The sequence below is a fragment of the Streptomyces sp. NPDC107528 genome (genome assembly GCF_055639295.1).
The window spans coordinates 25,335-40,629 of record NZ_JBVKAV010000005.1; the positions used below are offsets into that span (position 1 = coordinate 25,335).

A 15,295-nucleotide genomic window follows, 5' to 3' on the forward strand; every position below is an offset into this window, starting at 1 on the left:
ACGGTGCCCGTCTGTTTTCAGGCACCCAAGAGCCCCGGAGCCGGGGAATGGCTCCGGGACTCAGAGGTATGAAAGGTGCGATCAGAGACCGGCAACCAGACCCGAGACCGGGGCGGTGTTCAGGCCGGTGACACCCTCCACGGTGCCGACGACCGTGTCGACCAGGCCGGAGACCGGGGCGATGCCGTTGACAGCGTCGAGGGCACCGTTCACGGCGTTGACCTGCAGGCCGCCGGAGACGTTGTCGAGCTCGGCGTCGGAGATCTCGACGGTCGCAACCTGGGGGGTGGAGTTCATGATGGAACTTCCCTTCCTAATGGATATCTCACAAGGGGGAGCGGCCCCCTCTGGGGACAGATGACGGCCGCGACCGCAGGCGTCCGGCGCCCGTTTCCGGGAGCCGTACACGACCCCTGCGGTGCGATGGATCAAAGCACGCTGCGGGTACGGGCTTCCAATCAAACTTCGGCCTCACCAGGGCACTTTGATCTCGGCGGCATCGATCCGTGCAGAAGTGCCCACGCCATGTCGGCGACTTCTTCACATGCGTCACAGCATCGGCTCGGGCGAGCTGTTGCATCGCCTCGGAGGGGAGACGTGAAGGTCGCGGCGAATGCGACACTCCGGCCTCAAGGGGGTGACCCCCGGTAGCGCCCCTGTGCAGAACCTCGGCTCCCGGTGACTTCGTTGAGTATTGAATGTGTAGATTCGCTGAAGCATGGATTCCGCTCCACTTTCTCAACCGACCGTTACTGATCGGTAGCGGATCGTGTCAGCTCGGGATCGGCTCGGGATCGGCTCGGGGCCGGCTCGGATCAGCCCAGAAGCGCGTACACCGTGCTCGCCCGGGCCGCGATGTCCCCCGACGCCTCGTCGGTCATCGCGATGTCGGCGAACGCCATGCGACGGCCCAGCTTGGTGACGACCGCTTCGATCAGGACATCCGAACCGATCACCGCGCGCTGAAATGACGTCGACTGCTGCACCGTCGTCATCGGCCCGTACGACCCGCGCGCCGCCGACACGGCGATCACGGTGGCGGTGTCGGCCGCGGCCATCAGCGCCTGGCCCGACAGGGCGCCGCCCTCCCGGGCCAGCCCGTCCGACCAGGGCAGGCGCAGGACCGCGCGGTGGCCCTCCACCGACTGGACCGACAGGCCCAGTTCGAGGACCCAGGGGGCGAAGTTGGCGGAGAGGATCTTGTCGGCTTCAGCGGTGGTCATCGTCATATGGGGGATTGTTCCCGCCGCCGGACCGGCAGGTGTGGTCCTTGGCCGATTCGGTGTTGCGAACGCGACGCGCTGAAACGGAATTGAACGCCCCGTGCGGCGCGTGCGTACCAACTGCCAACCAGGCGCCCCGAAAAGCTGCCGCACAAGGCGGCACAGACCCCGTCCCCCAGGAGGTCGAGAAGTTTGAGTCACAAGCGAATTCCGAAGCGCAAGGCCGCGATAGCAGCGGGCAGCGTGGTGGCGCTCGGAGCGGCCGCGATCCTGCTGCCCAACGCCAACGCGTCGCAGGACGCCGCGACGGACAGCGCCGCCGCTCCCAAGACCCTGAAGGCGGGGGACGCGTCGGATCTCGCCTCGCAGCTCGCGGGAATGCTGGGCGACGCCTTCGCCGGTTCGTACTACGACGCCGAGAGCCAGCAGCTCGTCGTCAATGTCATCCCCGGCGACAACAACAACGTGATCGTCCAGGCGAAGAAGGCCGGCGCGAAGGTCCGCGAGGTCGAGAACAGCCTGAACGAGCTCGCGTCCGGCGCGCAGACCCTGAAGTCCGAGGCGACCATCCCGGGCACGGCCTGGTCGGTCGACCCCAGAACGAACAAGATCCTCGTCACCGCCGACAGCACCGTCACCGGCGACAACTGGGACCAGCTGGAGTCGACCGTCGACGGCCTCGGTTCAGGCATGGCGACCATCAAGAAGTCGGCCGGCACCTTCAAGACGTTCCTCTCCGGCGGCGATGCCATCTTCGCCGGCGGCTCACGCTGCTCCGCGGGCTTCAACGTCACCGCGGGCGACGGCACCCCCGCCTTCCTGACCGCCGGTCACTGCTCCCTCGGCGGCAACGAGTGGTCGGACACCGAGGGCGGCCAGCCCATCGCCACCGTCGACCAGTCCACCTTCCCCGGCGACGGCGACTTCGCGCTCGTGAAGTACGACGACCCGGCGACCGAGGCGCCGAGCGAGGTCAACGTCGGCGACCAGGCCGTCCCGATCAGCCAGGCCGCGGACGCCGAGGTGGGACTCCAGGTCTTCCGCATGGGCAGCACCACCGGACTGAACGACGGTCAGGTCCTCGGACTCGACGCGACCGTCAATTACCCGGAGGGCACCGTCACCGGGCTCATCCAGACCGACGTCTGCGCCGAGCCCGGCGACAGCGGCGGGTCCCTGTTCACCCAGGACGGCCTGGCGATCGGCCTGACCTCCGGTGGCAGCGGTGACTGCACGGTCGGCGGCGAGACCTTCTTCCAGCCGGTGACCACCGCCCTGGAGGCGGTCGGCGCGACCCTCGGCGGTGACGCCGCGGGCGGCGGTGCGGGTGCCGGTGACGAAGCCGGCGCGGGTGAAGAGGCCGGTGCGGGCGAGGAAGCGGGCGCGGGCGAGGAGGCCGGCGCGGGTGAAGAGGCCGGTGCGGGCGAGGAAGCCGGTGCCGGTCAGGAAGCCGGTGCGGGCGAGGAGGCCGGAGCCGGTGAAGAGGTCGGCGGCGGCAACGCCGACGGCACGGGCAACGGCCTCGGCGAGATCGTCGGAAACGGCGTCGGGAACTGACGCCCTGACACCGGCACACGGATCCGACTGATCCGGACGACAACGCGGTCCGGCCCTCCGGCGGGAGGGTCGGACCGCCGTCGTGTCCAAAGGCGTCAGCCGCGCGCCCGCAACAACAGCAGCGCCACGTCGTCGACACGCTCGTGCCGGGACGCGCTGTGCTGCACCAGCAGATCGGCGAGCTCGTCCAAGGGCAGCTCCCCGGCCTCGGTGAGCAACTGGCCGAGTTCGGCGAGCGCGTCCTCGATGTCGATGCCGGGGGACTCGATCAGCCCGTCGGTGTAGAGGACCAGCACACAGCCGGGCGTGAGCTCGACCTCCGTCGTCGGATACGTGGGCGAGCCGTCGATGCCCAGCAGCGGGCCCCCCGCGAGGTCGAGCACCCGCACGCGTCCGTCCGGCCGTCGCAGCAGCGGCGGCGGATGCCCGGCACGGGCCATCACCGCCCGCCCGTGGTCCGGATCGAGGCGCAGGTACAGACAGCTGGCGAACAGGTCCGAGCCGAGGTCCAGCAGCAGCCGGTTGGTGCTGCGCATGACCTCCTCCGGGGCCTGACCGACGGTCGTGTACGCCCGCACGGCGGTGCGGATCTGGCCCATCAGGCCGGCCGCGGTGACGTTGTGCCCCTGCACGTCCCCGATCACCGCCGCCGTCAGGCCGTCCTCCGTCGGCACCAGGTCGTAGAAGTCGCCGCCGATCTCCATGCCCTGGGTGGCGGGCAGATAGCGCGCGGCCGCTTCGACGCCCGGCAGCGGAGGCAGCGAGTGCGGGAGCAGAGCGGCCTGCAGTCCGTGTGCCAGCTGGTGCTTGACGTCGTAGAGCAGAGCGCGCTCCAGCGCCTGTGCGATGAGCCCGCCCAGGCTGGTCAGGACCGCCCGCTCGTCCGCCGGGAAGGGATGCCGCTCCGAGTAGGCGAGCACACAGGTGCCCACCGGCCGCCCCGAGGCGATCAGCGGCAGATACGCCCAGGCCGCGAAGCCGTCGGGCGTCGAGTGCCGCGTCGGATACAGGCGCTCCAGCTCCTGCTGGGAGTCGAAGAAGGCGGGCACGCCGGTGGTCAGGGCGTGCGTGCCCGGGGTCTGCTCGGTGAGCGGCAGGCCGTCGAAGCGCTCGACGATCCGCGGATCCGGATAGCCGCGGTGACCGAGCACGTGCAGCCGGCCCGCCCGCGACCCCAGGACGACCAGCGCCTGGCTGCCGACGGCCGGGACGATCTCGTCCGCGACCAACTGCACCACGTCCTGCACACCCGCCGCCTCGGTGAGCGCGCCCGCCAGGCTCAGCACCTGGGAGATGGTCACCAACCGTCCCGGCGGGTCGTCCTGCCGCGGCCCGCTGCGGCCCATCTCCGCCACCGCGCGGGCCCTGCTGATCCGCACGCTCAGACCGGTCGTGCTCGGATACATACGGAACGACAGCCAGTCACCGGGCGGGCGCAACGCCAAAAAGGACGTGGTGTGCTGGCTCATCAGCGCGGCCCGGTACCTGTCCTCGTACACGGGGTCGTTCAGCCAGGGCACGGACGCCCACAGCTGGTTGCCCAGCAGGCGGTTGACCGGGACGCCGATCAGCTCGGCCGCCGCGGGGTTGGCGAAGCTGACCCGGCCGTGCAGATCGAGCGAGCACAACCCGTACGGCAGCCGCGCCACCATGCGTGCCGCCTCCACCGTGCCGAGCGTGCCGGCGGCGCCGCTGAAGGCCGGGCCCGCGACCAGATCTGGCTCCGGCAGTGGCGGAAGGCTCTCCTCCAGGGCGCGTTCCAGCCGCACCGCGAGCCGTCGGCAGGCGGCGGTGAGATGGTCGCGCTCCCGCTCCGACAGCTCCGGGGGGTGTGCGCCGGGCCAGGTCACGAAGATCGCGCCGTAGGCGGTGGTCTCGGTGGCCACGGGCAGCGCGGCCAGCGCGAACGGATACGGCAGCACGACGGCGATCCGCGGATAGCGGGCCGCCATGTCCTCCTCGCCCCTGACCCAGACGAGCCGGCGCTCACGCACGGCCTCCGCGACCGGGATCGGCGCGCTCAGCCCGACCCGCTCCCAGGGCGCCGCGAACGCCCGGGGCAGGCCGGCCATCACCGCCATCTCCAGCACGGGCTCGTCGGCCGCCAGCAGATACACCGCACCGGAGTGCGCGTGCACCTCGTCCATCATCGAGGCAAGCGCCAGCGACAGGAGCGGCCGGCCGACCCGGGTCCGCGCGGCCGCCGGCGCCTGGGCGGACGTCTGCCCGTCGGACACGCCGACCACCTCCTCCGCAGGGCCGCGCGACGGGTCCCAGGGCTTCAAATCTCCCTCCTCACGGCCCGACGCGCACGGCGAGCGCCTCCGCGTCCCGCGGGGTCGCCCGACGAGCGGCGCGGGGATCCAGCGCAGGGTCCGGGCACGCCGCATCGTGACGTCGGCGTCCGCGCGGCGAGGGGGCTTACCCCCTGGCCGTCGACCCATGCCCCCACAGTCGATGCGCGACCCCGGCGTACGGGCGCCTCGCGTGCGCCCCCGCGCACCCTGATGGCCGGATCTTCGCGCCCGCAGACGGTCACGGACGCCAACAATGGGGCACGCGCTCAACACCATGAGAGCGACGAACGGCGGGCTGGAGGGGCGGCAGTGATCCGGGTCCTTGTGGTGCATGACGCGTGTCTGGTGCGTTCGGTGCTGGCGGAGTGGCTGCGAGGAGATCCAGGACTGGAGGTGTACGACGCCCCTTGGCGCAGCGCGCCCGCACGCGTGCGTTCCGTCCGGCCGGACGTCTGTGCCGTGGACCTGGAGTGCACGGACTCGTACGGCATACCGCCGCTCGCCGAGCTGCGATTACGGGACGCGGGCCGGACGCCGCCGCACTTGCTGGTGCTGGCGAGCGCTCACCGGCCGGGGCTGCTGAAGCGGGCCCTGGAGGCGGGGGCGCTCGGGTACGTCGACAAGGAGGGCTCGCCGGACCGGCTGGTGCGCGGAATCCGGCGCGTCGCCGAGGGGGAACGTTTCGTCGACGATTCTCTGGGCTTTGCTTTCCTCAAGGCCGCCGAGATGCCGCTGACCCGGCGTGAACTCAGCGTGTTATCCCTCGCGGCGGAGGGAGCCTCCGTCGCGGAGATCGCCGGGAGCCTGCACCTGTCCCACGGGACGGTGCGCAACTACATGGCGGCCATCACCCGCAAGACCGGGGCCCGCAACCGCATCGACGCGATCCGTATATCCCAGGGCGAGGGCTGGCTCTGACCGCTGCCGCGACACGGGCGTCCAGCCGCCGACGAGTTCGCGATAGCGCGCCGAGCGCGCCACGAGCTCGTCGTGTGTCCCGTACGCCGTGTCGCGGCCGTCCATCATCAGGACGCGGTCGGCACGGCGGGCCGAGCTGATGCGGTGCGCGACGACGACCAGCGTGCCGCCGGGGCGGGCCGCGAAGGCCTGCTCCGCGCGTTCCTCGGCCCGCGCATCGAGGTGACAGGTCGCCTCGTCGAGCAGCGCGAGCGGGGCGTACGACAGGTGGGCCCGGGTCAGCGCGATCAACTGCCGCTCACCCGCGGACAGCGCCCCGGGATCCACCCGGCCCTCCGGCCCGCCCAGCGCGTCGAGCACCGGCGCCAGCCCGACCGCCTCGGCGGCGGCGAGCAGCTCCGCGTCCGGGACGGGGTCGGGCCGCAGCAGGGCGAGGTTCTCGGCGAGGGTGCCGGAGAACACGTACGCCTCCTGCGGAATGAGCACCCGCCGCGCGAGCGCACCCCGCCCCGGCACCGCCTGGCCGCACACCCGGATCGTGCCGCACCGGGGCTCCAGCAGCCCGGCCACCAGCGCCGTCAGCGTGGACTTCCCGATCCCGCTCGGCCCGACGACGGCCAGGTGGGCGCCGGACGGGAGGGTGAGGTCGAGGTCGTCGATCACGGGGAGTGCGGTGGGGCCGTAGGCGAAGGTGACAGAGGTGAGGGTGAGGGCGGGGGGCTCGGGGGCGGTGGGGCATGGGAGCTGGGCGGCCGTTCGCAGGGAGGCGGCGTGCTCCGGGGGCCGTGCGGGTGTGTCGGCGGGAGACGGGGGCAGGGCCGGCCTGCCGTCCGGGTGAGTGGGCGATGCGGGAGGCCCGTTGGGTTCGGGCGCGTCGGCTTGGTCGGCCGGCCCACCGGTCGTGCCGAGCGTGCCTCGGTCGGTCGCCTGGCGGGAGACATCCGGCTCGCTCGGCGCACCGACCGTGCCGGACGCGCCTGCCACGCCGAGCCTCCGGGCCCTGTCCGGCCCGCCCTCCTCCGGCACCAGCCGCCGTATCACCACCGCCAGCCGCGACCCGCTCGTGCCCAGGCCGTGGACCAGGTTGTGCAGGGCGGGGAGCAGGGACTGGGTGACGTAGGCGAGGGCGCCCACCAGGGCGCCGGTGGTGACGCCGTGGCGCAGGAGCCAGGGCGCGGTGGCGAGGAGCAGCACGATCGGGAGCTGTCCGCCGAGGGCGAGGGCGGCCACGCGGAGCACCCCGAAGCGGGCGAGGGACCGGGCGGCCCGCAGCTCGGCGTCCACGAGCTCCCCGGCGCCCGCGGCGACCCGGTCCTCCGCGCCGGCCGCCGTGATGTCCCGCAGCCCGGGGCAGACGGCGCCGAGCCGGTCGGCCAGGGCCTCGTCGGCGGAGAGGAAGACCTCCTGTCTGCGGGCCAGCGGACGCAGCGTCGCCGCGAACAGGCCCACCCCCGCGGCCAGCGGCGGCAGGACGACGAGCAGCAGCAATGGGGCCAGCGAGAACAGGCCGGCCAGGGCGCCGACCGCGGTGAACACGAACGACCGCGACACCATGACCAGGCCCGCGAAGGTGTCCCGCGCGATCTCCACCTGCTGGGTGAGCCCGGACAGCGCCCCGCGGTCCGCCTCCCGCACCCCGCGCTCGACCACCCGCGTCACCAGCCGGTCCCTCAGCGGCTCGACCAGCGCCGCGACCGCCCCGTACACACGAGCCGTGCCGTACGCGCCGACGACGACCCCGAGACCGGCGACAGCAAGCCACCCGAGCCCGACCTCCGTACGGCCCCGGAGGAACCCGTCGTCCAGGGCGCGGGCCGGGGCGTATCCGATGAGGAAACTCTGACCCGTCTCCAGCACGGACCAGAGGGCCAGCCGTACGAGGACGGGCCATCGGGCCAGCAGGAAGCGCACCGCGCGCGGGTGCAGCCCGCGGGTCACGCCGATCCCTCCCCGGCTAAAGCCTCCCGGTACTCCGCGATCCCCCACAGCTCCTCGTGCCGCCCCACCGCACGCACCCGCCCGCTGTCCAGCCAGGCCACCGCGTCGGCGCGGGCCGCCGTCGCCGCACGGTGGGCGACCAGGAGGCGGGTGGCGGACGAACCCCCGGTCAGGGCCTCGGTGATGCGGGCCTCCGTCACGGTGTCGAGGCTGGACAGCGCGTCGTCGAGGATCAGCAGGCGGCCGTCGTGGGCGAATGCCCGGGCGAGTCCCAGGCGTTGGGACTCGCCGCCGGAGCACGGGGCGTCGGCAAGTGCGGTGCCATAGCCGTGGGGCAGGCGGCGGATGAAGTCGTCCGCGTGGGCCGTACGGGCGGCCTCCCGGATGCGGGTGGGGGAGGGGCTCGGCAGGCCCAGGCCGATCGCGTCCTCGACGGTGCCGCCCAGCAGGACAGGGCGTTCGAAGGCATGGGCCACGGCGTGGCGCAGGTCGTCGTGGGCCAGCTCGCGCACCGGCACTCCGTCGAGCAGGACTTCGCCGTCGTCCGGGTCGGCCAGGCGCCCGGCGATGGCGGCGAGCAGGGACTTGCCCGCGCCCGAACGTCCGACCACGGCCAGGGTGGTCCCGCCGGGGACGACCAGGTCGATCCCGTCCAGCACGGTGTGTCCGCCGCGCCGGGCGGTCACGCCGCGCAGCTCCAGGCGGCCGGGACCGGGAGGCAGGCGGCGCACGCCATGGGCGGGGGCGGGTTCGGCGACGACCTCGCCGAGGCGCCCGGCCGCCGCCCGGGCGCGGGCCAGGCTCGCGAGCTGCGCGACCAGCACGCCGACGCCGGTCGCCAGCACCGCGTAACGGGAGGCGGCGAGCATCTCGCCGACGGACAGCCTGTGTTGGGTGAGCAGGACGCCGGCTGCTGCGATGACACCGAGCTGCAGCAGCGGGGCGACGGTGACGGCCTGGGCGGCGGCCCGCCCCTGCACCCGCCACATGCGATGCCCCGCACGGGAGAGTTCGGGCAGCGGCCGCAGGATCCGTGCCGTCTCCCGGTCCGTCGCACCCGCCGCGTGGATGGTGCGCCGGCCGTCGACGGCTTCGGCGAGTGCGGCGGCGATCCGGCCCTGTTCCTGCTGGTAGCGAGTCATGCAGCGGGAGGTGTCGCGCGCGAAGGTCCGCAGCAGGGCGGCCAGTAACGGCGCCCCGGCGAGGAACACGGCCGCGAGCCACAGGTCGGTCAGGCCGAGTGCGACGATGCCCCCGACCGGTCCGGCGAGCGCGGCGAGCAGTGCGGCACGGGCAGCCGGTGCCGTGCCGGCCTGAGCGGCGTTGCCGACGAGCCGTGCGACCAGGTCACCGGACCCGAAGCGGGCGTTGGCCCGTGGGCCGACGGCCAGGACATGGCCGGTCAGCCGCCGCCGCAGCCAGGCGGTCGTCCGGGCATCGACGGTGCCGGCGAGGACGCTCTGGCATCCGTCCAGCAGAGCGAGCAGCAGTACGAGTCCGGCGCAGCACAGCACCCAGCCCGTCGCCGGTGCCCGCGCCAGAAGGAGGTCCAGGGTCCGCCCGAGCGCGGCGGGCAGCAGCAGCGCGGCCCCGGTCGCGGCGAGGGTCACCAGGCACAGGGCCGCCGTACGGGCCCCGCTGTGCCGGGTGGCGGCGCGCAGCAGCGTGCCCGAAGCGTCGTCGGCAGGAGTCGTCGTGCCCCTCATTCGGCTGCGGCCTCGCTCCCTCGTTGCGGGCAAGGGCCCCGGGCGGCCCTCCCGTGAGGGAGGGAAACCGCCCGGGGCCGCGGTTGCGCGATGTCCGTCAGAGACAGAGCGAGATGCTGGCCTGGCTGGCGCACAGGAGGAGGCTGACCATGCTGCCGCCGCCGGTGTACTCCTCGGTCTCCATCGTCTGCAGGTCGAGCAGTGCCATGTCGGGTCCTCTCATCGGTGGGGACGGGGTTGTGTCACGGCTCCGTCAGGTGGCGGAGCCGCGTTCCGGGTGCCGCGTCGGCGGCGGGAGGAAGGGCAGGTGGGCCGAGGTGGCGCTCGCCGCGTCGGCGCCGAGGGCGGCTCCGAGCGCGAGCAGGCAGCCGGCCGTTCCGGTGCCCAGGTCCATGGAGAGCCGCATCATCTGGTGTCCGGGGAAGGCCAGTTGGCCCTGGTAGGACATCGCGTACCAGCCGAGCCCGGCGATCTGCCCGGCCAGCCGGTCCGCGTCCGCGCCCGGTGCCGTCGTGCGGCTGAGGTGCAGGATCATCCCGGCGCGTCCCTGGAAGAGGCCGGGCTGGGCGTAGAAGCGTGAGGTGGCGGCGGTGAGGATGCCGGCGCGGGCCTGCTCGAAGGCGTCGATGCCGACGCCGGAGTCCCGCTCGGAGCGCCCACCCCCGCTGCCAGCGGCGTGCGCGAGGTAGTCGTCGACGACCATCCCCACCCCGACGCTCCCGTCGCCCAGATACGGCATGGTCCGCCAGCCCTCGTCGACCTCCAGCGAGCCGCCTTTCTGCTCCACGCAGCACGCCAGGTCCTGGCGCAGCGCCTCGCCGGCCGCGTCCAGCAGCCGCCGCTCGCCGGTCCGTTCGTACTGGCGCAGCAGGAACAGCGCGGGCCCGCTCGCGCCCCGCAGCAGTCCGGCGCGCGGCCGGGCCCCGGACGTCGGCGGTGAGGTCAGCCGCTGTACGAGGATGTCCGCGGCCTCCGCCGCACGCTCGCGCAGCTCCGGCTCCCCGGTGGCGTCGGCGAGCCCGCCGAGGACCAGCCCCAGCCCGGCCAGTCCGCCGCGCAGGTCGGAGGAGAGCCGCTGCCACCTCTCGCGCAGGACGGTGTCGATCAGGTCCAGGGCGCGCTGCCGGTGGCCGAGCATGTCGAGGACGTGGGCCACGCCCGCGAGACCGTCGTACAGGCCGAGCGGAGTGCCGACCGGTGGCGGGGCGGTGCGGTCGAGCAGCCAGCGTTCGCCCTCGTCGTAGCGCTCGGCGCCGGTCGTGGCCAGGGCGTACAGCACGCCGGCCGCGCCGTGGGCGAGGCTCAGCCCGCCGCCGTCGGAGAACTGGGCGACGTCGCCCGGGAAGAGCCGGTCCTCACGCTCCGGGGTGGCCGAGGCGAGCAGCGCCTTGACCATCGAATCGCGGCTGTAGGGCCAGTCGCCCGGCTCCACGAAGGACGCGGAGGCGGCACGGGCCGAGTGCGTGGCACGCTCGGGACCGGTCACGTCCCGGCAGATCTCGGCGACCGCCTCGTCCAGGAACTCTCGTGGCACGTCCGGGAACTGACCCATGATCACGTCCGCCAGATGCGCCGCCTTGTCGCGGTCCACCACGAACAACGAGGTGATCGGCAGGAACATCGCCAGCCTCAGACAGGCCAGCGCATAGCGGTCGACGTCGATGCCCCTGCGGTCGGCGGGGGCCAGGAAGCCGGGGTGGGCGACGACCTGACGGCCGTTCTCGCCCACCGGGGCCGCCGCCTCGAAGTCGAGCAGGGACACCGACTCGTCGTCGGGGGCGACCATGATGTTGAAGACGTGCAGGTCGTTGAAGACGATCCCGCGCGCGTGCACCGTCTCCACCGCACGCTCCACGGCGCGGTGGATGCGCAGGGCCCAGGCCGTGTAGTCGGCCACGGCGCGCGGATCCGGGTCCGGGCCGATCAGCGGGTGTCGTTCGGCGAAGAAGGAGTTGAGGGGGCGCCCGTCAACGAAGTCCATGACCAGGAAGCGGTGTTCGCCGAGCAGGAACCAGTCGCGCACCTCGGGCACCACACCGGTTCCCGCCAGCTGTTCGAGCGCCCGCCGCTCCCGCTCCAACCGGGTCACGGCGTCCGCGCCGTCCGCGGCGAGGCCCGCGTGCGGCCGGCCCTCCTTGAGGACCACCTTGCGTCCGTCCCGCGTGTCGGTGCCCGCGTACACCCCGCCGCCGTTGGAGAAGTGCAGCGCCTTTTCGATGCGGTACGGCAACTCCCCGACCGTCGTGGTGTTGCGGGCCGCCAGCTGCGGCGCGAGGAACGCGGGCAGCGTCACCCACTCCGGCACCTGGAACGACGGCGCCCGCCGGTCCGGCACCAACTGGCCTTCCCCGTCCCGCACCGCCGGCACCAGCGAACCGCGATCGTCGACGACGAAGAGGCGCGCGAAGGCGCCGTAGCGCACGTACAGCGGACCGTCGTCCCAGCGCAGATCGGTGAGGATGTACGGCCCCTCGAACCCCTCCAGCAGCCGGCCCAACTCGCGCAGCACCGTGTGGAGCTGTGCTTCGTCGGCCGGGTAGACGGTGACGAACTTGCCGCTGGAGTCGCGGCCCGCGTACTTGGCGTTGCGCAGATGCAGCAGCTGCGGGCCGGGCACGAACTTGAACGGGATGCCCCGCGGCACGCAGTAGTCCCACACGATCCGCGCGATCTTCTCCGCGTTCGCCAGGGTGGCCGAGGCATGGATCTTCCAGCCCTGCGCCGGGCCCTGCACCGGGGCGCCGTCCGGGCCGAGCGGCGTCAGCGTCAGCCAGTCGCCGATCCGTGCCGCCGTCCAGCCCTCGGGGACCTCGTCCCGCGCCGCCTCGTACAGACGCGCGGCGCCCTGCGTGCCCGCGGACAGCCGGTCCGGCGTCTCGTAGAAGTGCCTGTCGGCGAGCGCGTACACCTCGTAGCGCTTGTCCATGCGTCCCCCTCAGCTGGCCCGGCACCGAGACTTCCAGCGATGCAATGGCTACGGACAGTCACGACTGTCACGAGATCACCGTGCGGAACGCATGCGTAAAGATTTGTTCGGGGCCTTTCGAGCACCGGAATCCCGACCGCTCCACGGAACGCGCCACAGGGGCTGCGCAGGTGTCTCATTAGCGCTGTAATGGCGGACGTGGTCGGTGAGGGCGCCGCGGGACGCGGAACGAGAAGGCTGCGTGCCGAAGTTGCCCTCAAGACGGTCGCCGCCGAGCCCGGCTCACCGGACCGACTGCGCCGCGTGCTGGAACAGGCCCTCGTCTTCGGCGGAGCGACACTCGCCGCCGTGTACGCGCCGGGCGAGGACGAGGACCTGCTGTGCCTGGTCGAGTCCGCCGGTGTGCCGAGGACCTTCTACGGACTGCGCGACAGCTATCCGCGCTCCGGCCGGTCCGCGGTGGCCGGCGCCCTGCGCACCGGACACGCACGGTGGCTCGGCCCGGCGGAACTGGCAGCGCGAACGGAGTCCCGACGGACATCCGGCCGGGACTTCTTCCTGGCGGCCCTGCCGACCCGCGGCGACGAGGGCGGCGGCTGTCTGCTGGCCGTGAGCGAGCGCCCCGGCGGGTTCGACTCCGACGACCGGGAGTGTTTGGAGCTGATCGCCGATGCCGTCGCCTTCCCCGCCCTGCCCGCGGCAACGGACGGGGGCGAGCTGCCGGCCAACGCGTTCAGCCTCGCCATGGACACCGGCCGCGTCGAGGTCGGCGACGACATCCTGGCGCTCTTCGGTCTCGGCCCGGACGAGTTCGACGGCAAGGTCGAGACGCTGCTGGGCCTCACCGTCCCCGAGGACCTGCCGTCCCTGATGTCCGTCGTAGAGGCCGACCACACGGCCCTCGGCGACCGCGACCTGGAGTTCCGGGTCCTGCAGCCCGCAGGCCCGCCCAGGTGGCTCAGGCTGCGCGGGCGTCTGCTGCCGGGCGGCGAGGGACTCCCGGCCCGCATCGTCGGCACCGTTGCCGACGCCTCCACCCTGCGCGCCGAGGTCACCGACGTGGCCCGCGTCCAGCGTCTCGCCGCCGCGCTCGCCACCGCGGGCACCGTCCGCGACGTCAGCCACGCCGTTGTCACCGCTCTGCGGGGGCCGCTGCGCGCCGACCGCATCGCCCTCGCCGAGCTGGAGAACGACCGTCTGGTCGTCACCGTCCTCGACCCGCCCGACCCCGAGTCCTGGCCTCAGCTGTGGCGCGTGGAGTGGCGTACCGAATGGCCGGACGCGCCCGTGCGCGCGATGCCCACCCTCGCCGCCGCCCTGCGCGAGGGCCGCGCCCAGATCTGGCCCGCCGGCAGCCCGCTGGAACCGGCCCTCGCCGACGTCGGCCCCGGCGGCCTGGCCGTCCTGCCGCTGCCCGCCGGGGGCAGGATGGTCGGCGCCTGCCTGATCGGCTGGGACGCCCCGCACGACTTCGGCCCCGACGAGCGCGCCCTGCTCACCGCCTCCGCGGGCCTCGCGGGGCAGGCCCTGCTGCGCGCCCACGCCTTCGACGCCGAGCACGAACTCGTCGGCATGCTCCAGCGCCAGCTGCTGCCGCGCCGCCTGCCCCGGCTGCCCGGCGCGGAGGCCGTCGCCCGCTACCTGCCCACCACCGCCGGACTGGAGGTCGGCGGCGACTGGTACGACGTGATCCCGCTGCCCGACAACCACGTCGCCCTGGTCATCGGCGACGTCCAGGGCCACAGCGCGGCCGCCGCCACCCTGATGGGCCAGATGCGCACCGCGCTGCGCGCCTACGCCGCCGAAGGGCACCCCCCGGACGTCGTCGTCGACCACGCCAACCGCCTCCTCATGGACATGGAGACCGACCTCTTCGCCACCTGCTGCTACGTCGACGTCGACCTGGAGGAGGGCTCCGCCTGGTGTGTGCGCGCCGGTCACCCCCCGCCGGTCCTGCGCCACCCGGACGGCAGCACGGAGATCGTCGAGGCGGAGGGCGGCCCGCCGCTCGGCGTGCTGCGGCAGGCCGGCTTCCCGATGAGCCCGCTCGGCCTGCAGCCCGGCACGGTGGTCGCCCTGACCACCGACGGCCTCGTCGAGTCCGCCGACTCCGACATCGACACCGGCATGGCCCGGCTCGCCCGCGAACTCGCCCGCTCCGACCCCGCCCACCTCGGCCTCGTCGCCGACGCCCTGCTCGTGGGCGCCCGCCGCAGCGACGACATCGCCCTGCTCCTGATGCGCTACGACGGCATGGCCGTACGGCCCCTGCGCGCGAGCTGGACCGTCTGGCGCGTACCGCAGGCGGTCGGTCACGCCCGCCGCTTCACCCGCCGAACCCTGCGCGCCTGGGGGGTGCCGCCACAGGACATGGACGCCGTCCTGCTCGTCGTCTCCGAACTCGTCACCAACGCCCTCGTGCACACCGACGGCCGGGTCCGCCTCGACCTCACCTTCGTCAACCGCCGGTTGCGCGTGGCGGTCGCCGACTCCTCGCCGCGCACGCCGGTCAAACCGGCCGGCATCAGCTGGGAGGCCACCGGCGGGCGCGGCATCCTCCTGGTCGAGGCGATGGCGGCGACGTGGGGAACCGTGCCGGTCAGTGGCGGAAAACAGGTGTGGAGCGAGATCGTCCTCGGCGGCTGACGGAGTGCTCCGGTGAACGGCCGGTGGCATGGAAGTTGCGCGCGAGCCAATCCCGGCACCGTCAAATTGGCCGAATCGGGGCTA

General features: G+C 73.3%; 9 protein-coding genes and 1 pseudogene. 3 read left to right on the top strand and 7 right to left on the bottom strand.

Annotated features, from left to right (window positions below):
- Positions 1-81 precede the first annotated feature (81 nt).
- A complete protein-coding gene (locus ACZ7L5_RS17075) occupies positions 82-297 on the bottom strand; it encodes a hypothetical protein (protein ID WP_030052098.1) in 216 nt (71 codons plus the stop codon).
- Between the two features lie 518 nt (positions 298-815).
- Complete coding sequence (locus ACZ7L5_RS17080; RefSeq protein WP_471517405.1) at positions 816-1,229, bottom strand: PaaI family thioesterase; 414 nt, start codon at positions 1,227-1,229, stop codon at positions 816-818.
- A gap of 186 nt (positions 1,230-1,415) precedes the next feature.
- Between ACZ7L5_RS17080 and ACZ7L5_RS17085 the strand changes: the two genes are divergently transcribed.
- Entirely contained in the window at positions 1,416-2,780 is a 1,365-nt protein-coding gene (locus ACZ7L5_RS17085; protein WP_328877458.1) for a S1 family peptidase, read from the top strand.
- 95 nt (positions 2,781-2,875) lie between these two features.
- Here ACZ7L5_RS17085 and ACZ7L5_RS17090 read toward each other — a convergent pair whose 3' ends face one another.
- Positions 2,876-5,026: a PP2C family protein-serine/threonine phosphatase gene (locus tag ACZ7L5_RS17090; protein WP_471518110.1), complete on the bottom strand. Its 2,151-nt coding sequence runs from the start codon at positions 5,024-5,026 to the stop codon at positions 2,876-2,878.
- A 261-nt stretch (positions 5,027-5,287) separates the two neighbouring features.
- On the opposite strand from ACZ7L5_RS17090, the pseudogene ACZ7L5_RS17095 reads away from it, so the two are divergent.
- A pseudogene (locus ACZ7L5_RS17095) lies at positions 5,288-5,911 on the top strand (LuxR C-terminal-related transcriptional regulator); the annotation flags it as partial.
- Here the strand turns inward: ACZ7L5_RS17095 and ACZ7L5_RS17100 are convergent.
- The 4 genes from ACZ7L5_RS17100 to lanKC all read right to left on the bottom strand — a co-directional run bounded on the left by ACZ7L5_RS17100 (position 5,834) and on the right by lanKC (position 12,565).
- Positions 5,834-7,933, bottom strand: coding sequence for an ATP-binding cassette domain-containing protein (locus ACZ7L5_RS17100; RefSeq protein ID WP_471517407.1), 2,100 nt, complete (start codon positions 7,931-7,933; stop codon positions 5,834-5,836). The pseudogene ACZ7L5_RS17095 and the gene ACZ7L5_RS17100 overlap by 78 nt on opposite strands.
- Positions 7,930-9,639, bottom strand: coding sequence for an ATP-binding cassette domain-containing protein (locus ACZ7L5_RS17105; protein ID WP_471517408.1), 1,710 nt, complete (start codon positions 9,637-9,639; stop codon positions 7,930-7,932). The genes ACZ7L5_RS17100 and ACZ7L5_RS17105 overlap by 4 nt, the downstream gene beginning before the upstream one ends.
- 97 nt (positions 9,640-9,736) lie before the next feature.
- Positions 9,737-9,847, bottom strand: coding sequence for a SapB/AmfS family lanthipeptide (locus tag ACZ7L5_RS17110; RefSeq protein ID WP_471517409.1), 111 nt, complete (start codon positions 9,845-9,847; stop codon positions 9,737-9,739).
- 45 nt (positions 9,848-9,892) lie between these two features.
- Positions 9,893-12,565: a class III lanthionine synthetase LanKC gene (gene lanKC / locus ACZ7L5_RS17115; RefSeq protein ID WP_471517410.1), complete on the bottom strand. Its 2,673-nt coding sequence runs from the start codon at positions 12,563-12,565 to the stop codon at positions 9,893-9,895.
- Between the two features lie 189 nt (positions 12,566-12,754).
- Here lanKC and ACZ7L5_RS17120 point away from each other — a divergent pair, with 189 nt between their 5' ends.
- Entirely contained in the window at positions 12,755-15,211 is a 2,457-nt protein-coding gene (locus ACZ7L5_RS17120; RefSeq protein ID WP_471517411.1) for a SpoIIE family protein phosphatase, read from the top strand.
- The last annotated feature ends 84 nt before the right edge of the window (positions 15,212-15,295 follow it).

Excerpts from the sequence above, each read along its gene's own strand:
- ACZ7L5_RS17105 (WP_471517408.1), bottom strand. The coding sequence starts at position 9,639 with ATGAGGGGCACGACGACTCCTGCCGACGACGCTTCGGGCACGCTGCTG.
- ACZ7L5_RS17120 (WP_471517411.1), top strand. The coding sequence starts at position 12,755 with ATGGCGGACGTGGTCGGTGAGGGCGCCGCGGGACGCGGAACGAGAAGG.
- ACZ7L5_RS17075 (WP_030052098.1), bottom strand. The coding sequence starts at position 297 with ATGAACTCCACCCCCCAGGTTGCGACCGTCGAGATCTCCGACGCCGAG.
- ACZ7L5_RS17080 (WP_471517405.1), bottom strand. The coding sequence starts at position 1,229 with ATGACGATGACCACCGCTGAAGCCGACAAGATCCTCTCCGCCAACTTC.
- ACZ7L5_RS17110 (WP_471517409.1), bottom strand. The coding sequence starts at position 9,847 with ATGGCACTGCTCGACCTGCAGACGATGGAGACCGAGGAGTACACCGGC.
- lanKC (WP_471517410.1), bottom strand. The coding sequence starts at position 12,565 with ATGGACAAGCGCTACGAGGTGTACGCGCTCGCCGACAGGCACTTCTAC.